This is a genomic window from Methylobacterium sp. 1A (assembly GCF_058072805.1).
The window spans coordinates 828,814-847,938 of sequence record NZ_JBYQVE010000001.1 but is presented as its reverse complement, the minus strand read 5'-3'; the positions used below and the strand labels follow the sequence as shown (position 1 = coordinate 847,938).

Sequence of the window (19,125 nt, the reverse complement as noted above, 5' to 3'; positions counted from 1 at the left end):
CTCGACCATTAGTTGTAGACCGGGCAGGCGGTGCCGCCCGGCATGACGATCTCGCTGGGGGTGCGCTCGGACCACGGGATCTGCCGCGTGAAGGTCAATCCGCGGCCGCCGAAGATCCAGCGGTACAGGGCACTCCCGATGATCGGGGTGTAGGGCATCGTGACTTCCGCCAGGATGTAGCGGGCCCCGTCGAACTGATAGGCGGCCGGCGTGGCGGGGAGTCCGTTGCTCCCGTTGGCCTGGTTGGCCGGGCGCTTCGTGGCGTTCTGCGGCCAGCTGGAGCAGACGAAGCCCTTGAGCGACCCGTTGACCGTTTCCACGCCCATCGCGTTGACCACGATCTGCAGGCCGGACGCGTCCAGCGGGCGCAGGATCGCGGTCGCTGCGCTGGTGATCTTCGTCATCCCGTCCTGCGTCGCCAGAGCCATCCCGTTCTGGGTCGCCAGAGCGTTGTCCACCCGTCCGGACAGATCGCCCAGCGTGCGCGCGAACAGGGTCAGCTTCCGGGTCGCGTCGACGACGCGCGTCAGCTCGGCGGTCCCGAAATACAGGACGATCAGCAGGGGCAGGACGAGCGCGAACTCGACGGCGGCGATCCCGCGCTCATCGCGGCGGAAGCGGCTCAGGCCGATCGGCAGGCCGCCCATCACGAGCACCCCGACGGTGCGGTGTAGGGTTCCACCTTGAACACCGTCGCGGCCTGCAGCACCCGCCGCTTGTTCGGCAGGTTGGGCACGGCGGCACCGAGCAGCGGGAAGAAGACCGGGATGTCGACCGCGGCCTGCACGATCACGATGGCCGAGTTCCCGGCGCAGGCGTAGCTGGCGAAGTTCGGGTTCCAGTCGCTCGCACCGCTGGCGTTGGTCGCGACCGGCGAGACCGGGGTGGCGGACCCGTAATCGGCCACCTTCATCACGCTGACCCGGACGTTGGCGCAGGTGAAGATCGTGATCCGGGGCGTGCCGTTCGGCTGCGTGCAGATCGCCGTCCGGAAGCGGCTCATCAGCGTCGCGGGGTCGGTTGTGCCGGCGTTCGTCGTCTGGAACGTGCCCGTGTAGATCTGCCGGCTGGCGTCGGACACCGCCTGCTGGAGGATCTCCTGCTCCCAGAACACGATCCCGTTCTCGAGGCAGGCCCCGACCAGCGCGAAGAACGGCAGGGCCACCAGGGCGAACTCCACGGCCGTCGCGCCCCCGCGTGCCCGCGCGAAGCGCGCGGCCCGTCCCCGGAGGTCGAGCAAGCGCGACGCCGCTCGGATTGCCCTGCTCACATCCCAACTCGAAATCGGAACCACCGAGCTCGAGAGAGCATCAAAAGCTTACTTTTCTCCGCGCATCACTGCTCAAAGTCGAGCCGTTCACGCACATGTGCTACCGAGCGGGCGCCGGAATAGTTCGTTAGCATCAACCAACAGTTGAGAGCGCGGCTGTTCCAGCCCTCATCGGTAACGCGGCGCAATCGCACGCTTCGGCCAGGCGGAGATCGTCGCGTCGACGTCGCGCGAAGCGGTCGACAAGACGAGGCGCGGGTTCGGCGCACGTTCGGCGTGCTTTGACGTATGAATGACGTGGAAATAGGACATTGCACAGTCACGATCGGCCGGAGCGGCGCAGACTCGCGTCGAGATAAGTGCCATTAAGCGCGGCTTAAGAGGTCGCCGATAGTTTCACCGGCCAATATAAACCGCATGGCGATCCCCGATCATGGCCCGCGCTCTGCCGGACGTTGCCTCCATCGAAGAGGGTGTTGGGCTCCTCCGGACCCAGCTCCTGTCGATCTCCGACGCGATCGCGCGCACGCGCCAGGAGATCGCCGACCTCCGGCAGGAACAGGAGACGAGCCGCGCGCGGGACGAGCTCCTCGCCGTGGTGCAGGGCACCGAGGACGCCACCAACGCGATCCTGACGGCTTCGGAGAAGGTGGATACGCTCGCGCGCGGCATCGTGAGACGGTCGGGCGAGGACGCCAACCGGGCCGACGCCCAGGCCATCCAGATCGAGATGCAGACGATCTTCGAATCCTGCAATTTCCAGGACCTTACCGGCCAGCGGATCTCGAAGGTCGTGCGCACGATCGTCCTCGTCGAGGAGCGGATCGGCGAGATGCTGCGCGTCTGGTCCGGTCCCGGCGATCCGCCGTCGCGGCCGAATCCGACGGCCGACACGCGCAGCGAGGAGGCGGCCCTGCTCAACGGCCCCGTCCTGCCCGGCGACGCCTCGGTATCGCAGGACACGGTCGACGCGATGTTCCCGTAAGGCGCGGTCCGGAAGGCGTGCCGATGGGCCGGATACTCCTCATCACGGACGATCCCGCACGCAGCCAGGGCCTGGCCCAGGACCTGTCCGATGGCCTGTCCTGTGAGCTCCACGATCTGCGCGCCGCGGAATTGCCCCTCGGCGGCGCGACCGCGATCGTCACCGACGTGCACGATCTGGGCGCGAGCTCCGTCGAGCGTCTCCGCCGCCGTCTGGCGGAGGTCCGGCACGGCGCTCCGCTGACCGTCCTGCTCCACACCGACAGCCCGCGAACCCGGCTGCTCGGCGTCGCCCTCGGCGCGACCCACACGCTGTGCGCGCCCTTCGACACGGATCGCCTGCGGGAGACGCTGGGGGCGCCGCGCGCGGCCGCGCGCCTCGCGACCTTCGCGGACGAGCCCCTGCCGGCCTGCGCCGTGCGGACGGCCGCGGCGGTGCGCGGATTCTATGCCTCGGTGTTCGTGCCCGACCAGCCGATCACGCCCGGCGTCATCGACAACGGAACCCAGGCCATCGACCTCGCGATCCGGGACACCGGGATCCGCGACTGGGTCCGGGCGGTCCGCCAGTTCGACGACGCCACGCACCAGCACTGCCTGCTGGTCGCCGGTCTGGCGGCGGCCTTCGCGGCGAGCCTCGGCCTCGGCGAGCAGGAGCGCCACCGCCTGACCAAGGCGGCCCTGCTGCACGACGTCGGCAAGATCCACATCCCGGCCGCCATCCTCAACAAGCCGGGCCGGCTCGACGACGCCGAGCTGGCCGTCATGCGGCTGCATCCGGAGAAGGGCTACAGCATGCTCGTCGATCAGGGCTTCGAGCAGCAGATGCTGCACGTCGTCCGGTCGCACCACGAGATGCTCGACGGGTCGGGCTATCCGGACCGGCTCAAGGGGGAGGAGATCCCCGACCTCGTCCGCCTCGTCACCGTCTGCGACATCCACGCGGCCCTGATCGAGCAGCGGCCCTACAAGCGGCCCATGGCGAGCGAGGCGGCCTACGCGATCCTGGAGGGCATGGCGGGGCGGCTCGACCCGGCGATCGTCGGCGCGTTCCGGCCAGTCGTCGCCGCCTTCGCGCCCCACACCCTCGACGCGGCCTGACAGCGTTCGGCGGCGTCGGGCCGCGGCTCCGTCGCGTTCCTTCGGCCGCGTGCCTTCGGCATGCGAGAGCCGCGCCGCGGAGGGATCCGCGGCGCGGCGTGCGTTTCCCACCGTCACGGCGTCGCGCGCTGCGCCGTGCGCGGCCCGCGACGCCGCGGGCTCACTCGGCCGGCTGGAGAGCCGGCGCGGGCGGAAGCGGCGCCATGGTCTGGCCGGACAGGGCCGCGGCGAGCTTGGCCTCGTCGACCTCGTTCTCCCAGCGCGCCACCACGATGCAGGCCACCGCGTTGCCGATGAAGTTGGTCAGCGCGCGGCACTCCGACATGAAGCGGTCGACGCCGAGGATCAGCGCCATGCCGACCACCGGCACGGAGGGCACCACGGCGAGCGTCGCCGCCAGGGTGATGAAGCCCGAGCCGGTGACGCCGGCGGCGCCCTTGGACGACAGCATGGCGACGAGCAGCAGCAGCGCCTGCTCACCGTAGCTCAGCGGCGTGTCGGTCGCCTGCGCGATGAACAGCGCCGCCATGGTCATGTAGATGTTGGTGCCGTCGAGGTTGAACGAGTAGCCCGTGGGCACCACGAGGCCGACGACCGGCTTCGAGCAGCCGGCCCGCTCCATCTTCTCCAGCAGCGAGGGCAGTGCCGACTCGGAGGACGACGTGCCGAGCACGAGGAGCAGCTCTTCCTTGATGTAACGGATGAGCTTGATGATCGAGAAGCCGTTGTAGCGGGCGACCGCCCCGAGCACGACCAGCACGAAGATCGCCGACGTCAGGTAGAAGGCGCCGACGAGGTAGGCGAGGTTGGCCAGCGAGCTGATCCCGTACTTGCCGATCGTGAACGCCATCGCGCCGAAGGCGCCGATCGGGGCGACCTTCATGATGATGTTGACGACGCCGAAGATCGCCTCGGACAGGACCTTGATGATGTCGAGCACCGGCTTGCCGCGGTCGCCCAGGAAGGCGAGGCCGAAGCCGAACAGCACCGAGAAGAACAGGACCTGCAGGATCTCACCGCCCGCGAAGGCGCCGACCGCCGTCGTGGGAATGATGTTCATCAGGAAGTCGACGATGCTCTGCTCCTTCGCCTTGCCGGCGTAGGTGGCGACCGCCTTCGGATCGAGCGACTTCGGATCGATGTGCAGGCCGTTGCCCGGCTGGAGCACGTTGGCGACGATGAGGCCGACGATCAGCGCCAGCGTCGAGAACGTCAGGAAGTAGATCAGCGCCTTGCCGCCGACCCGACCGACCTTCTCGAGGTTGGTCATCCCGGCGATGCCGGAGACGACGGTCAGGAAGATCACCGGCGCGATGATCATCTTGACGAGCTTGATGAAGGCGTCGCCCAGCGGCTTCAACTCGGCGCCGAGCTGCGGGTAGAAATGGCCGAGCAGGATGCCGATCGCGACGGCGACCAGGACCTGGAAGTACAGTGTCCGGTACAGCGGCTTCGATTTGGCGGGCGGATGCGGGGCGGTGAGTGGTGACGGTACGGCAGCCATCGGGCGTTCTCCCTGTCTCGGGTTTCGGGCGGGGCGGCTCGCGTCGGGGTGTCCCGGCGGTGTCCGCGCTTGCTGTTGGCCTTCCGGCGCGCAGCCGTTCTCTGACGACATGGCTGCGTTTCGTGACGAGAATGGCAACCGGCATGCCAATTGACCGACGGCCGCTACATTTCTTTAACCACTTGCTGGAGATAGCTTTTTTCAAGCAGACTCCCGGCAGGGCCGCGGGTGGTCTTGCGGATTCCCGCACGTCGCCGGTCGGAACGGTCCGGATCTCCGCACTGGCCCGCCGTCGGTGAGCGGGCACCCGCCCTCCGGTCACCGCCCGCCTTCGCGCCGGGGTGTCGCCGTCGTGGTCGGGCTCTGCGCGATCCTCGTGACGGCTTGGCTCGCCGGGCGCGCCGCGGAGCGCTGGGCCCTCTCGGACCTGCGGCGCGGCGCCCGTTCGGCGATCGGTCTTCAGGTCGGCGTCCTGCTCGCGGAGATGCAGAAGCAGGCGTCCCTGCCGCTGGCGCTCGCGGCCGACCCCGAGGTCGCCGCCGCGGTCGGTCCCGATCCCGGGCGCGACCTCCTGGACCGTGTCGACCGGCGGCTCGCCCAGGTCGCCGCCGCCACGGGTTCGGCGGTCATCTACATCATCCGCGCCGACGGACTCACGGTCGCGGCGAGCAACGCGGGCGAGGATCGCAGCTTCGTCGGCCGGGACTACGGGTTCCGCCCGTATTTCAAGCAGGCCCTGGCCGGCGGCGCCGGCTCCCAGTTCGCCCTCGGGACGGTCAGCGGCCGGCCGGGCCTGTACCTCGCGCGCCGGATCGGGGCCGGGAGCGGCGTCGTCGTGGTGAAGGTCGAGTTCGACGCCGTCGAGTCGGCGTGGCGGGCCGCCCGCGAGGTCACCTTCGTCACCGACGCCCGTGGCATCGTCCTCGTCACAAGCGAGCCGGGCTGGCGCTTCGACACGCTCAACGCCGTCGACGCGGCCGAGCGCGCCCGGATCGAGGCGGGACAGGAATTCGGCAACGCCCGCCTGGAGCGCCTGCCGCTCCATCCGGTCGCGGGCGAGCCGGACGTGGTGCGGGTCGGGCGCGGGTCGCTGCCGGCCTGGAGCGCGATCCTGTCGCAGGCGCCCGTACCGGGCACGGACTGGCAGCTGCGGACGCTGACGCCGCTCGGCACTGCCGTCGAGCGGGAACGCCTGCAGGCCTGGATCATCGCGGCCCTCGTCACGGCATTCGCCGGATACGGGATCTTCGCGCTCACCGATCGCGGCCGCCGGACCCGGGCGCGGCTCGCCGAGGCCGCGGCGCGCCGGGCGGAGCTGGAATCGAGCGTCGAGGCGCGGACGCGGGCGCTGCGGGAGACCAATGCCCAGCTGCGCGCCGAGATCGCGGAGCGGCAGCGCGCCGAGGCCGAGCGCGAGCGCCTCGGCCGCGAACTGGCGCAGGCCGGCCGGCTCGCGGCGCTGGGCCAGTTCGCGGCCAGCATGGCCCACGAGATCAACCAGCCGCTGGCGGCGATCCGCTCTTACGCGGACAATGCCGCGATCCTGATCCGCCGCGGGCGGGGCGAGGACGCGGCCGAGAATGCCGCCGCCATCGGGCGGCTCACCGACCGCATCGCCGGCCTCACCCGGCAACTCAAGGGCTTCGCCCGCCGCGCCTCGCCGCGGCGGGAACCGGTTTCCCTGCGTGAGGTGGTGGCGAACGCGCTGGAGCTCGTGGCGGCGCGCGCCGCCGCGCTGCACGTCCCGCTGGAGGCGGACCGGCCGGCCCCGGATCTGCGCGTCCTCGGGGACGGCCCGCGGCTGGAGCAGGTCCTGGTCAACCTGCTGCAGAACGCCGTCGACGCCGTGGCGGGTCGCGAAGAGGCCCGCGTCAGCCTGCACCTCGTCGAGGGGGACGAGCGCGTCGCGATCGAGGTGGCCGATACCGGGCCCGGGATCCCCGCGGAGGTGCGCGGCCAGATCTTCGACGCCTTCTTCACGACCAAGGCGGACGGCCTCGGCCTGGGCCTCGCCATATCCCGCGGGATCGTGGAGGATTGCGGCGGGAACCTGATCCTGGCCGGCGGCGACGGCGCCGGGACGGTCTTCCGGATGGAGATGATCCGGGCGTCGGACGCGGTCCCGAACGTGGGCAAGCCCGTGGGAGCGACACCGTGAGCGGACCGGCGGACGCGCAGGCGGGGACCGAGCGTGTCGTCTTCATCGACGACGAGGCCGACGTGCGCCGGGCCAACGGCCAGAGCCTGGAGCTCGAGGGTTTCGCCGTCGAGGCCTTCGCGGCCGCCGAGCCGGCGCTCGCGGCGATCCTGGCCGCGCCGCCCGGCGTGGTGGTCACCGACGTGCGGCTGCCGGGGCTCGACGGCGTCGCCCTCCTGACGCGGCTGCGCCGGGTCGACCCCGACCTGCCGGTGATCCTGATCACCGGCCACGGGGACATCCGCATGGCGGTGGCCGCCATGCAGGACGGGGCCTACGACTTCCTGGCCAAGCCCTATCCCGCCGAGGCGCTCGTCGTGTCCGTGCGCCGGGCGCTGGAGCGGCGGCGGCTCGTGATCGAGAACCGGGCGCTGCGGGCCCGGCTGGACGCGGCGATCGAGGAGGATCCGGCTTTCCTCGGGACCTCCCCGGAGATCGTGGGCCTGCGCGCCCTGGTGCGCGAGGTGGCGCAGGCCGACGTCGACGTGCTGGTTTTCGGCGAGACCGGGTCCGGCAAGGAGGTCGTGGCCGGCGCCCTGCACCGGTGGAGCCGCCGCGCGGAGCGAAACCTCGTGGCCATGAATTGCGGGGCGCTGCCCGACAGCGTGGTCGAGAGCGAGCTGTTCGGGCACGAGGCCGGCGCCTTCACCGGGGCCCTCAAGCGGCGGGTCGGCCGCATCGAGCACGCGCAGGGCGGCACGCTCTTCCTCGACGAGATCGAGAGCATGCCGCTGCCGCTGCAGGTCAAGCTCCTCCGCGTGCTCCAGGAGCGCACCGTGGAACCGCTCGGCACCAACGAGGTGCGCCCGGTCGACATGCGCGTGGTCGCCGCCACGAAGGTCGATCTCGGGCAGGCGGCCGCGCAGGGCACCTTCCGCGACGACCTCTATCACCGGCTCAACGTCATCACGATCGCGATCCCGCCCCTGCGCGACCGCGGGGAGGACGTGCTGCTGCTGTTCCAGCACCTCCTGCGCCGGGCCGCGGAGAAGTTCGGGCGCTCGGTGCCGCCCGTCACGCCGGCGATCCGCGAGCACCTGCGCCGCCACGCCTGGCCCGGCAACGTCCGCGAGCTCGGCCATTTCGCCGAGCGCTGCGCGCTGGGCCTCGCGGCGGCGGCGCAGCCCGCGGCCGAGAGGGCCGCCGCCAGCCTCACCGATCAGGTCGATCGCTTCGAGCGGCAGCTGATCCGCGACGAGCTGATCATGGCCGGCGGCGATGTCCGCGCCGCCGCGGAAGCCCTCGGCCTGCCGCGCAAGACCCTTTACGACAAGATGGCCCGGCACGGTCTGACCCCGGGCGACTACCGCTAGGGCCGTCGCCCGGCCCGAGCCACCGACGGTGCCGGCGCGATCACGGGAGCGCCGCGACGGCGACCTGCCGAAAAGGGGTACGCGGGCCGGTGCGGAAACTGCTTAGCGTAGCGGACGGATCCCCCCGCCGAGCCGCCCATGCCCCGCTTCTTCATCGACCTGCACGACGGAACCGAGCTCGTCCGCGACAAGGACGGCTACGACCTGCCCGGTCTCGAAGCCGCCCGGTCGCAGGCCGTGAAGATCATGACGCGGATCGCGCAGGGGCTCTCCGACCGGCCCGGGCGCCAGGATTACATCGCGGCGGTCCGCGACGACACGGGCGTGGTGCGGATGCGCTTCCGCGTGTCGCTCGATGCCGGCCCCGTCGGCTGAGGTGCCGAGATGCCGAGCGGCCCCGGCGCTCGCGGCCGGGACAGGTCCACCTGACGTTCGCGTCGATTTGGCGTAGGCTGGCGTTCCCTAGCCGAGGAGGGACGACATGGGTCTGATCGCCTTCATCCTGATTGGTGGCCCCTGGGTGGCGGCAACGGCGTGGCTCTGGCACCAAGCCGGCGGCGCGGAGGCATGGCGCAACGCCGTCCACGGCACCGCGCCTGGCAGGCAGTGACGCGGCCCGCGCCCACCGTACGCCTCCGACGCTCCTGACGGGCGCGGCTCTCCGGATCCGGTCCGCGGTATCACCGCCGACACGGCCGGGGGCGGCCACGCTGTCGACCGCGCTGCGAGCCGGGGCGAGATCGCGTCCCGCGCTGCGCGGCGGCTCAGAGCCGGCTCGGCGCTCGGGTGCCCGCGCCCGACACCCCGCTCACGCCCGCGCTGCTCGAACGGGCCGCCGTGCCACCGTCGACTCCCCGAACGAGCAAGCTCAGCGCCAGGAGGGCGAGGAGAAGGCCCGCGGCCTTGTTCATCCGATTCAGGACCTGGCTGGTCACGCAGCGCCGGAACAGGGACACCGCGGTGTTGAGCACCACCCACCAGCCGAACGAGCCGACGAAGACACCGGCCGCCAGGACCGGGAACGGTGCGGTCCCGCGCTCGAGGAAGGCCGGCATCGCGGCCAGGAACAGCACGGGGGTGACCGGATTCGTCAGGGCCAGCACGACCGCGCTGCCGTAGCTCACCGCCAGGGTGTCGCGGCACGCGCGGCCCTCCTGCAGCACCGAGACGCTGCGAAGCACCCGGACCGCGAGGGCGAGAAGCACAGCCCCCGAGATCAGGGAGAGAACGGCGCCGTTCGACCACACCGCGGCGAGCTCCGCGCCCCAGCGCATGACGAGACCCCCGTATGTCAGGTGCACGGTGGCGACACCGAGCCCGGTGGCGAGGCCGGTCGACAGGCCGCCTGACAGCGTTCGCTGAACGCACAGCAAGCTCGTCGGCCCGATCGGCGCGGCGATGGACAGACCGAGACTCGCGCCGGTGAGCAGTGCCGTGGCGACGACGCTCATGGCACCGGGAATCCGGTCAGTCGTCTTCCGCGCGGTCGAGGGGCGAGGCGGCCGCCCGGGACCCCGCGGCCGCCCTGTCGGTGCCCGGGCACCCGATGTGATCGCGCTCCACGGCGGACGACGCTTGGGCACACGCGATGTCCGGCATGTCGTTCAGTTCGTCGGCCCGGGCGCCGGCGCAGAACATGACGACCACGGCGGTTGCGACGACTGTTTTCATGGCTGTTCCTCCCTCGCGTCGACACACTAGGGAGGGCCGGAACCCTGGCATCCTCTGTTCGGCGGATGGCACCGCCAGCGCCGCGTCGCGCTCGCCGCCGGCGTCCCGGTCGGGCGACAAAGCACTGTGGCCCCAGGCACTTACACCGTCGCGCCGGCGGTCCGGGCGGCCGTGTCGACGCCGCGTGTCCGGGGCCCGGGGGCGGTGAGTCCGTCAAAACGGCCCTCGGCGCACCGACCCTGCCGGACGGCATCCTCTGTTTGAAGGATGCAAATGTCGGTTTTGGACTGATATTGGTATTACCGCGGTCAGAAGAATCGTCGCGGGACGTGCCAATGCGGGAAGCGCTTATCGACCGGATCTACGAGGCTGCGGGCACGCCGGAACTCTGGCCCGACGTCCTCCAGTCCATCGGCGATATGGCGAACTCGGACGGCGCTGTGCTCGCGGTGCTCCCGCCCGTCGGGACCTCCCGCTGGATCGCCTCACCGGCCCTGGAGCAGCGACTCGGTCACCAGACCGGCGCGGGGCGCAGCAGCGGTCGGATGGCGCCGTGGCGCACCGACGCCCAGGCGGGCTTCACGCGCGACGTCGACCTCGTGCCGGCCTCCTACGAAGGCTGGCCCCGCGAAGGCGACAGGCCGTTCTGGCAGGTGGGCACAACGATTCCCCTTTCGACAGGCGACATCGCGATCGTCACCGCCGAACGGCGGGCTCAAACCGGCCCCCATGAGGCCTCCGTCCTGCCCGGACTGGACGCCTTGCGGCCACACCTCGTACGCGCCTGCGAGCTCAGCGCGCAGTTCAGCTGCGAGCGCGGCCGCGTCACGACCGCGACGCTCAGCCAGATCGGACTCCCCGCGGCCGTCCTGTCGGCCTCGGGTCGGGTGCTGACCATGAATGCCCGGCTGCAGGAGCGGGAGGAGGTCCTGCCCCCCGGCCAGCACGGCGGCCAGCTCTTCAAGAGCCTGATCAACAGCAAGCTGCTGCAGGACGCGATCGGCAACGTCGTTGGCGGCCGGCGCCCGGCGCAGACCATGCCGGTGCGCAGCTACTCTGATCACCGTCCTCAGATCGCTCATGTCATGCGCCTGAAGCAGCGCCCCGGCGACGTTTTCGGTGCCTCGGCGGTGCTCCTCGTTCTCGTGCATGTCGGCGCGCGGGCGGTTCCGGACGACGGCCTGCTGAACATGCTGTTCGACCTGACCCCGGCGGAGGCGCGGTTGCTCCAGGCGCTCGCCGGAGGTTTGCGTCTGCAGAGCTACGCCGAGAGCGTCGGCGTCCAGACAAGCACCGTCCGCACCCAGCTCAACTCGATCTTCAACAAGACCGGAACGAAGCGGCAGGCCGACTTGCTGAGCATCGTCACGTCGCTCGCGCTCTTCAGCGGGCAGACGACGAAGCGCCTGGGCGCGGCGTGAATCACATATCGGCGTCGCGGAGGAAGGCGGCCAGCACCTGCGCGGTCGGAAAGGCCTCGAAAGCCCCGAACTGGCAGGTCGTGAGCGCACCGCAGGCCGCGGCCTGCCGCAGGATCGCGTCGAGGGGCTCTCCCGCGAGCAGGCCCGCGATCAGCCCGGCCGTGAACGCGTCCCCCGCGCCGACCGTATCGACCGCCGCGACCGCGAAGGCCGGCTGGCGGAGGGGGGTCAGTCCGGGGCGGAACGCCACCGCGCCGCGCTCTCCCAGAGTCACGATCAGCAGTCCGAGGCCTCCGGAGAGCAGGGCGGCGATCCCCGGCGTCGCTTCCGTGGCGTCCGCGATGGCGTCGGGAGTCCCGAGGCCGAGGTCGGCGGCCTCGACCGCGTTGACGACGAGGATCGCGGTATCGGCCAGGATCGCCGGGTCGATGGGGCGCATCGGGGAGGGATTCAGCAGCGTGGGGATGCCCGCCTGCCGAGCGAGCGCGAACGCCGCTCGGATCGAGGCGTCCGGCGATTCGAACGTCGCCGCCACGAGGGCCGCTCGCTCGAGGCGGGCGGCGACGGCTCGGACGTCCTCCGCACCGAGGGCGAGGTTGGCCCCGAGGCAGACCGCGAGACAGTTCTCGCCGGCCGCGTCGACGAACGCGACGCCGGCGCCCGTCGAGCCGGCATGCGGCACCAGCATGTCCTCGGCGAATCCGACCCGCGCGAAGGTGGCGCGGACCATAGGGGAGAACACGTCCGTGCCGACGGCGAAGAGTCCGTCCACCCCGACGCCGAGCTGGTGCGCGGCGAGCGCGAGGTTGAAGCCCTTGCCGCCAGGCTCGGCGAGGAAGGCCAAGCCATCGAGGGACTCGCCCGCCTGCGGCAGCCGCGCGACCTTGACCGAGCAGGCGATCACGAAGCTTCCGACGACGAACAGGCGCATGGAGCGCTCCGAACCTGTACACTGCGAATAGCTGTACCGGAGGCCGATCGGACGTGCGCCCCAAAAATCGGACGATCAAGGGTGCTGTCGAGGCGGACCTCGCGGAGGGCGAGCGTCCCTCCGTGCTCTCTCTCCTCCGCCTGCGCGCCGACACGGCGATGCCGCTGTACCGGCAGATCGAGGGTCAGCTTCGCGAACTGATCCTGTCGGGCTCGCTGCCGCCGGGCGTCACCTTGCCGGCCGAGCGCCAGCTCGCCGACAGCCTCGGGGTCAGCCGCGTGACGGTCCAACGCGCCTATGCCGAACTCAGCGACAACGAGCTGCTCGTCCCGCGCGGGCGCTGCGGCTTCCTCGTCCGCCGTCCCCCCGAGCCCGTGCGCCCGGGTATGGACCGGCTCAAGGGCTTCACGGAGGAGATGCGGGAGCTGGGGAAGATCCCATCCTCGCGCATCCTCGATCGGGCAGTCACCGAGGACCGCTCGATCGCATCGATCTTCGGCCTGCCCTCGACGGCCCCGTTCCTGCGTCTGACGCGCGTTCGCTCCGGCGACGGCGTGCCGATGTCGCGCGAGGTCGCCTGGTACAACATCCGCGCCGTGCCCGCCCTCGAGACCGGCGACCTCTCCGGTTCCGTCTACGCCTTCCTGAGCGCGCACCCGGCCGGCCGCCTCGTGCGCTGCGAGCAGACGGTGGAGGCGACCATGCCGACGGCTGACGAGTGCGAGATCTTCGCCTTCGAACAGCCCCTCCCGTGCCTGCTGATCAAGCGCCACAGCTACAATCAGGACTCGGTGATGATCGAGTACGTGGAAGGCCTGTTCCGAGGCGATGCCTATCGCTATCGGCTGAATCTGCGCGCGTAGTATTCCCGGCTGACCCAACCGGACTCGCTTCCGTACGGTGCGCACGACGGGCTGGGCGATGCCCCGCTCGCACCGCTTCCGGTCCGCGACGGGGACCCGCCTCCTTCAGGAAAGAGCTCTCCACGCTCGCCGGGCAAGTCGATTCCGCCGAGGCCGCCATCCGTCGCCCACCGCCGCCACGGCACGGAAACGAGGGCCGAGCTTCGCTCTTTTGACGGACGAGAACGCCCCTATGGGTAGTGTCTCAGTTTGAAATCTGAGCCCGGTTCGGCCCCTCGACGCTGTAGAGGACGCCGTCGGGGCAGACGTGGATTACGACATGCTGGTAAAGCTGTATTGCGCCTCACCGACCGGCGCGCAGGGCCGCTACAGTCCTGCCGAGTGCACGGGCATCCGCAAGACCACGATTGAGGGCCGGCCCGACAAAGCGCACGTCTCAACGTCCTACGTCGAGCGCCAGAACCTCACGATGCGCATGTCCATGCGCTGGTTCACGCGGCTGACCAACGCATTCAGCAAGAAGTTCGAGAACCACCACCACGCACTGGCGCTCTACTTCACGTTCTACAACTTCGTGCGCATCCATGAGACGCTGAAGGTCACGCCGGCGATGGCGGCTGGGGTCAGCGACCGGCTGTGGAGTCTGGACGACATCGCGGCGCGGGTTGAGGCGGCGGCGACTGCGCCGGGGAAGCGCGGGCCTTACAAAAAGCGGGCGGATATTTGAGCGGGTGGATTTGAACGCTCCGTTCCCAAGCGACGAAAAAAGCGCGCGACAAATTATTTTTCTGATTTTCGGAGCGCGCGGCTTGCCGAGGCGATTTAATTTCGCACATTCTTGGCACGCGATTGGCGCCAATTTGGCGCCTCGATCGCTCCCGAAGCGGGGGCTTCGGATTTGGAGGATAACATGCCGACCGATACAGACGAGGTTCGCGTCTCCATCCGCCTTTCGCCCCAAGCCAAGGAGGCTGTGGACGAGATCCAGCGCCTTGGCGACTACAAAAGCATGCAGGAGGCGATCCGGCGGGCCATCAGTGACGAGCTGTTCCTGCTTCAGCAAAAAAATGCCGGCTGGACCGTTCTCCTACGCAAGGGCAACGATTATAGGGAATTGGTCTGGTCATAAGAAATTGGGGCCTGCGAAGCGCGATGGAACATCAGCATGGTGCCTCGCAGGCAATTGTAATTGACGGTCCGTTTATTCCCCCGACTACAAAACAAGTTCTCCCGCCGCACGATTGCCCGGAACCTACCCGCAAAATGCCGCCCCAGTTGGAGCCGGGGGATGAAGGAGAAATTTAGTCATGACGGGCGGCCCAATAAAAGCACCGCCGCCACCGCCTGAGGTTAGGCCGACAGACGGACCCATTGTTGAGGCGCCGGACCGAGGTCCATCAACCCGTTCGATCCCGCATTTGCAGGAGGGCGCGCGACGAGGACTGACCTTTTTCTTGGTCGGCATTCTAGCTGTTGAGATTTTATTTGCGCTGACAGCAACTTGGCTGCCATCATTGGTTGGCATCTCTAACATGCCGCTTGATACCCTCAAAGAAATCATGACGATTGTCTTCGGTCCGACTATAGCGCTAGTCGGGTCAGCAGCAGGTTTCTATTTCGGAAATCGCCCTAGCCAAGGGGGCTAAATTTGTATCGCTTTCTTCGAAGGTAAGCAATTCACAGAAAACGATTGGCTTAGAGAATGTCTTACTTCGATACACATGGTCCTTATGAAGTTCAGCGTCCCAGCGGCATCATCACAGGTGCTCAGCAAGCATTCTGGAATAGTATACCCTCGAAGTACGCATCTCCCGAGCATGCTATTGGGTGCTATGTTTTTGGGATAAGGTACGGAGCTAAAATTCGACCATGGTATGTAGGCATGACTGTGGCGAAAGCCGGGTTCCGCGGCGAGATTTTCCAAAAACACAAATTAGATATATACAATGAATGCATGAATGGTCGGCGCGGCACACCAGTAATGTTTTTGTTTCCTTTGATAACATCGGGAATGGATGCATTTAGTACGGCATCAAAAAGCAAGAAGAAAGAAATAGCATGGCTTGAAATCACATTAATGGGCTTCGCCTTCCGGCAGAACCCCGAACTGAGCAACGTAAGAGATATGACGTTCCTCAAGAACGTCGAAGTGCTTGGCTTGCTCGGCAAACGGAGGGGACGCCCCTATCGAGAGGCTCAAGAGGTTCGGAAAATGCTGCTCGGCAAACGAATTTCAAACTGAGACACTACCCCCCGATGCCTCGCGTGGAACAGCGAGAAGCGCCGTGGTACACCTGATGTCTCGCGAGCGATCAGCCGGCGCAGCCAGCCATCCCGCTTCGGTCCGGAGCACACGATGAGCGAGTCCTCGACGGCGCCGACCCTGGCGACCCTGGCGACAGCCCGGGCCGGCCGGACGCAGCGTCGGCTCGCGGTCGCCGTCAGCCTGCTGTTCGGGGCCGTCACCCTCGCGCTGCTGCCGTTCGCCAACCGCCCGATGCCGCCGATGCCGGGCTTCGTGCCCGTCTACCAATCGGCGCTGATGGTGGTCTACGGCCTGACCACGTACCTGTTCCTCACGCAGTACCGCCGCATCGGCTCGGCGCCGCTGCTCGTGCTCGGGGCCGGCAGCCTCTACGTGACGCTCGTCGTCTTCCTGCAGATGCTGTCGTTCCCGAACGTCCTCGCGCAGGGTCGGCTCCTCGGCGACGGGCCGGACACCACGACGTGGCTCTGGACCTTCTGGCATCTCGGGCCGCCGCTCTTCGCGCTGCCCTACGCGCTCCTGGAGGGCGACGAGCGTCCGCCGCAGGCCCCGCGCGGAAAGGCCGGACGGATCGGCTGGGCCACCGTCGCCGGGACCGTCGCGGCCGCCGCGCTCACCGGCGTGGTGGCCGTCCGCTACGTCCACCTCCTGCCGAAATGCGTCGAGGGCGACGATTACTGGCTGCTCACCACCTCGGGCATCGGGCCGGGCGTGGTCGCCCTGACCGTCATCGCGCTGGCCGTGCTGTGGTGGAAGACCCGCCTGCGGACCGTGCTCCAGCTCTGGCTGGCCGTGTCGCTTCTGCTGCTCGTCTTCGACAACATGGTCACGCTTCCGGGCGCCGCCCGCGGCACGGTCGGCTGGTTCGCGGGCCGGATGGAAGCCCTGGTGGCCGGCTTCATCCTGCTCGGCGTCTACCTGCGCGAGGTCGACTTCCTGTACGCGCAGGCTGCGGCCGCCGCCGAGGACCGGGAGGCCCGGCGGGCGGAGCTGCAGCGTGCCCGCGACAACCTCGCCCTGGCGCTGGAAGCGGCCGAGATGGGCGACTGGGAGCTCGACCTCCGTGGCAACACGGCGCGCCGGTCGCCGAGGCACGACGCGATCTTCGGCCACAGCGCTCCGGTCGCGGCATGGGACGTCGGGACCTTCGTCGAGCACGTCGTCCCCGAGGACCGAGACGCCGTGCGGGCGGCGTTCGATGCCGCCATCGGGACGGGCCGCCTCGACATCGACTGCCACATCCGGAGGGCCGAGGACGGGGCCGCCCGCTCGGTCACGATGCGGGGCAAGGTCTACCGCGACGGGAGCGGCCAGCCCCGGTCCATGGCGGGCGTCGTGATGGACACGACGCGCCAGCGCGAGGCCGAGGAACGCCTGAACCAGGCTCAGAAGATGGAGGCCATCGGCCAGTTGACCGGGGGCGTGGCGCACGACTTCAACAACCTGCTGACCATCATCGTCGGCAACCTCGACATGATCGTGCGCAAGCCCGACAACCCGCAGCGCGTCGAGAGGCTGGCCACGTCGGCGATGACGGCGGCGCGGCGCGGGGCCGAGGTCACCGAGAAGCTGCTGTCGTTCTCCCGGCGCCAGGTGCTCCGGCCCGAGACCGTCAACCCCAACCGGCTGCTCAAGGACTTCCAGGCCCTGCTGAAGCGGGCCGTCGGCGAGACCGTCGAGATCCGGTTCGACCTCGACGCGGTCCTCGATCCGGTCCGGCTCGATCCGGGACAGTTCGAGAGTGCGGTGCTGAACCTCGCGGTCAACGCCCGGGACGCGATGCCGGACGGCGGCGTCCTGACGATCAAGACCTGCAACGGGCACCTCGATGCCGCGGAGATCCCCGACCGGCCCGACCTGCGGCCGGGCGCCTACGTGCTCGTCTCGGTCACCGACACGGGCCAGGGCATGGACGCCGCCACGCGCAGCCGCGCCTTCGAGCCGTTCTTCACGACCAAGGATGTCGGCAAGGGAACGGGCCTCGGCCTCAGCCAAGTCTACGGGTTCGTGCGGCAGGCCGGAGGGCACGCGCAGATCAAGAGCGAGCCCGGCGCCGGCACCTCCATCGAGCTCTACCTGCCGCGCTCGGCCGAGAGGGCTGTCGAGGCCCGGCCGGACAACACCCTCCCGCTGCGGCGGGCGGCCTCCGGCGAGGTGGTGCTCGTGGTCGAGGACGAGCCGGCGGTGCTGGAGATGGCGGTCGAGAGCCTGGGCGAGCTCGGTTACCGGACCCTGACCGCGACCCGGGCCTCGGAGGCCCTGGAGCGGCTGGGCGGCCCCGAGCGCATAGACATCCTGTTCTCGGACGTCGTCATGCCCGGTGGCATGAACGGCGTGCAGCTCTCGGTCGAGGCCCGGCGCCTGCGTCCCGGCCTGCGGGTGCTCCTGACGTCCGGTTACACGGGCACGGCGCTCGACGAGCACGCGGTGCCGGCCGACCTGCCTCTCCTGAGCAAGCCCTATCAACGGGACGAACTCGCCAACAAGCTCCGGGTCGTCCTGGGCTGAACCCCCGGACCCACGGCATTCCGCCCCGCGATCGCGCGGCGTCGCGGACGGGTTGTCCGTCAACAGGCCTGAAGGCTTAACCCGGCCTTAACCGACCGGTTCAGCCCGCAGCAGCGGCATGTCGGCATGCTCCGTCCGTCATCAACGGCGCCGACACGCGCAAGGAGCTGTCCAATGCCCATCATGCCCTGAATCCATGATGCCCTCTATGTCGGCAGCTTCGCCGCCCTCGTCCTCGTCGCGCGGCAGGCGCTCGTGCGGCGCGATCTCGGGCTGTCCGGCCTGCCGGGCCTCGAACGCCTGCGCCGGTCGCTCGGGCCCGGCACCGTGTTCCGTGAGCGGCCCCGGTTCACGTCGCCCCGGACCAGCGGCAACACCGCCTTCGACGCCTGGCGCGACGGCGAGATCGGCCGCATCGAGGGGGAGCGCCGCGCGCTCGAAACGCGTCTCCGGGACTTCGAGGGTTTCGTCGACGCGCTGAAGCGCGCCAAGGATCGCGCGACCTTCGAGCGCTTCGTGGCGGAACATCCCGCGGGATCGGGGGCAGCGGTCGACATCGCCGGCACCGCCGATCAGGCCGAACATCGAAAAGGCTAGGTCGCCTGAGGGTTGCACCGGAGCGTCGGGGCCACGCCGTCGAGGATCAGAATCCTCGTCTCGTCTACGCCGCCCCGCGCGACGCTTCGAAGACCGCGGCGAAACCTCCGAAGATCATCCGCGCCCCGTCGAATGGCATTGTCAGATCGCGGAAGCGCGGATCGGTCCGCATCGCGGCCTCGCACCGGTCTGCCGTTTCCCGGTCGGGCCAGAGGATCCACCCGAGGACGACGCTCTCGCCGTCGCGAAGGGCGACGGACCGCCGGAAATCGGTCCGCTCGCCCTCCGGAACGTTGTCGCCCCAGGCCTCCATCTGGTGGAGCGCGCCGTATTCCCGGAACAGCGCCCAGGCCGCCCTGGCCGACGCGACATAGGCCTCCCGGTTCGCGTCGGGAACCGGCGTGACGAACCCGCTCACGTAAGTCATGGGTTGCCTCCTCGAGTCGGGGTGCGCGCGGAAAGGCTTCAGGCCGGAGAGTGCCCTCGGGTCATGGCCTCG

At 69.4% G+C, this 19,125-nt stretch carries 19 protein-coding genes and 1 pseudogene; 13 read left to right on the top strand and 7 right to left on the bottom strand.

Translation table 11 applies throughout. The annotated features are described in order from the left end of the window. Positions 1-8 precede the first annotated feature (8 nt). Positions 9-647: a TadE/TadG family type IV pilus assembly protein gene (locus ACX9MN_RS04180; protein WP_056522208.1), complete on the bottom strand. Its 639-nt coding sequence runs from the start codon at positions 645-647 to the stop codon at positions 9-11. Beyond that, positions 647-1,240, bottom strand: coding sequence for a TadE family protein (locus ACX9MN_RS04175; RefSeq protein ID WP_091924641.1), 594 nt, complete (start codon positions 1,238-1,240; stop codon positions 647-649). The genes ACX9MN_RS04180 and ACX9MN_RS04175 overlap by 1 nt, the downstream gene beginning before the upstream one ends. 463 nt (positions 1,241-1,703) lie before the next feature. On the opposite strand from ACX9MN_RS04175, the gene ACX9MN_RS04170 reads away from it, so the two are divergent. Further along, a complete protein-coding gene (locus tag ACX9MN_RS04170; RefSeq protein ID WP_091678650.1) occupies positions 1,704-2,255 on the top strand; it encodes a protein phosphatase CheZ in 552 nt (183 codons plus the stop codon). 23 nt (positions 2,256-2,278) lie between these two features. Next, on the top strand, positions 2,279-3,355 hold the full coding sequence (locus ACX9MN_RS04165) for an HD-GYP domain-containing protein (RefSeq protein WP_091678648.1): 1,077 nt from the start codon (positions 2,279-2,281) through the stop codon (positions 3,353-3,355). A gap of 160 nt (positions 3,356-3,515) precedes the next feature. On the opposite strand, the gene ACX9MN_RS04160 is transcribed toward ACX9MN_RS04165, so the two are convergent. Further along, entirely contained in the window at positions 3,516-4,859 is a 1,344-nt protein-coding gene (locus ACX9MN_RS04160; RefSeq protein ID WP_091678645.1) for a dicarboxylate/amino acid:cation symporter, read from the bottom strand. 295 nt (positions 4,860-5,154) lie between these two features. On the opposite strand from ACX9MN_RS04160, the gene ACX9MN_RS04155 reads away from it, so the two are divergent. The 4 genes from ACX9MN_RS04155 to ACX9MN_RS04140 all read left to right on the top strand — a co-directional run bounded on the left by ACX9MN_RS04155 (position 5,155) and on the right by ACX9MN_RS04140 (position 8,979). Beyond that, positions 5,155-7,017: a sensor histidine kinase gene (locus ACX9MN_RS04155; RefSeq protein WP_489723782.1), complete on the top strand. Its 1,863-nt coding sequence runs from the start codon at positions 5,155-5,157 to the stop codon at positions 7,015-7,017. Then, positions 7,014-8,369 carry a sigma-54-dependent transcriptional regulator gene (locus tag ACX9MN_RS04150; protein WP_489723781.1) on the top strand — a complete coding sequence of 452 codons (1,356 nt, stop codon included), beginning with the start codon at positions 7,014-7,016 and terminating at the stop codon, positions 8,367-8,369. The genes ACX9MN_RS04155 and ACX9MN_RS04150 overlap by 4 nt, the downstream gene beginning before the upstream one ends. 138 nt (positions 8,370-8,507) lie before the next feature. Next, positions 8,508-8,744, top strand: coding sequence for a DUF6894 family protein (locus tag ACX9MN_RS04145; protein WP_020091740.1), 237 nt, complete (start codon positions 8,508-8,510; stop codon positions 8,742-8,744). Between the two features lie 106 nt (positions 8,745-8,850). Further along, the gene (locus ACX9MN_RS04140) at positions 8,851-8,979 is read left to right on the top strand and encodes a hypothetical protein (RefSeq protein WP_447694642.1); all 129 of its coding nucleotides are present in this window, start codon (positions 8,851-8,853) and stop codon (positions 8,977-8,979) included. A 154-nt stretch (positions 8,980-9,133) separates the two neighbouring features. On the opposite strand, the gene ACX9MN_RS04135 is transcribed toward ACX9MN_RS04140, so the two are convergent. Beyond that, positions 9,134-9,820 carry a LysE family transporter gene (locus ACX9MN_RS04135; protein ID WP_132366355.1) on the bottom strand — a complete coding sequence of 229 codons (687 nt, stop codon included), beginning with the start codon at positions 9,818-9,820 and terminating at the stop codon, positions 9,134-9,136. A gap of 16 nt (positions 9,821-9,836) precedes the next feature. Beyond that, positions 9,837-10,040, bottom strand: a complete 204-nt coding sequence (locus ACX9MN_RS04130) for a hypothetical protein (RefSeq protein WP_091978046.1) — start codon at positions 10,038-10,040, stop codon at positions 9,837-9,839. Positions 10,041-10,300: 260 nt separating this feature from the next. On the opposite strand from ACX9MN_RS04130, the gene ACX9MN_RS04125 reads away from it, so the two are divergent. Next, positions 10,301-11,461: a helix-turn-helix transcriptional regulator gene (locus tag ACX9MN_RS04125; RefSeq protein ID WP_489723780.1), complete on the top strand. Its 1,161-nt coding sequence runs from the start codon at positions 10,301-10,303 to the stop codon at positions 11,459-11,461. A 1-nt stretch (position 11,462) separates the two neighbouring features. Here ACX9MN_RS04125 and ACX9MN_RS04120 read toward each other — a convergent pair whose 3' ends face one another. Beyond that, positions 11,463-12,392 (bottom strand): PfkB family carbohydrate kinase, encoded by a 930-nt coding sequence (locus tag ACX9MN_RS04120; RefSeq protein ID WP_489723779.1) that lies wholly within the window; start codon positions 12,390-12,392, stop codon positions 11,463-11,465. 53 nt (positions 12,393-12,445) lie between these two features. On the opposite strand from ACX9MN_RS04120, the gene ACX9MN_RS04115 reads away from it, so the two are divergent. The 6 genes and pseudogenes from ACX9MN_RS04115 (at position 12,446) to ACX9MN_RS04090 (ending at position 18,626) form a co-directional block, all read left to right on the top strand. Further along, on the top strand, positions 12,446-13,255 hold the full coding sequence (locus ACX9MN_RS04115; protein WP_489723778.1) for a GntR family transcriptional regulator: 810 nt from the start codon (positions 12,446-12,448) through the stop codon (positions 13,253-13,255). A 274-nt stretch (positions 13,256-13,529) separates the two neighbouring features. Then, a pseudogene (locus ACX9MN_RS04110) lies at positions 13,530-13,982 on the top strand (IS1 family transposase); the annotation flags it as partial. A gap of 183 nt (positions 13,983-14,165) precedes the next feature. Beyond that, entirely contained in the window at positions 14,166-14,384 is a 219-nt protein-coding gene (locus tag ACX9MN_RS04105; protein ID WP_482961416.1) for a ribbon-helix-helix protein, CopG family, read from the top strand. 573 nt (positions 14,385-14,957) lie between these two features. Beyond that, positions 14,958-15,497 (top strand): hypothetical protein, encoded by a 540-nt coding sequence (locus ACX9MN_RS04100; protein WP_482961262.1) that lies wholly within the window; start codon positions 14,958-14,960, stop codon positions 15,495-15,497. A gap of 114 nt (positions 15,498-15,611) precedes the next feature. Then, positions 15,612-18,029 (top strand): MASE4 domain-containing protein, encoded by a 2,418-nt coding sequence (locus ACX9MN_RS04095; protein WP_489723777.1) that lies wholly within the window; start codon positions 15,612-15,614, stop codon positions 18,027-18,029. 255 nt (positions 18,030-18,284) lie between these two features. Beyond that, complete coding sequence (locus ACX9MN_RS04090; protein WP_489723776.1) at positions 18,285-18,626, top strand: DUF2852 domain-containing protein; 342 nt, start codon at positions 18,285-18,287, stop codon at positions 18,624-18,626. A 64-nt stretch (positions 18,627-18,690) separates the two neighbouring features. On the opposite strand, the gene ACX9MN_RS04085 is transcribed toward ACX9MN_RS04090, so the two are convergent. Continuing rightward, positions 18,691-19,053, bottom strand: a complete 363-nt coding sequence (locus tag ACX9MN_RS04085; protein ID WP_020091748.1) for a DUF1428 domain-containing protein — start codon at positions 19,051-19,053, stop codon at positions 18,691-18,693. Between the last annotated feature and the right edge of the window lie 72 nt (positions 19,054-19,125).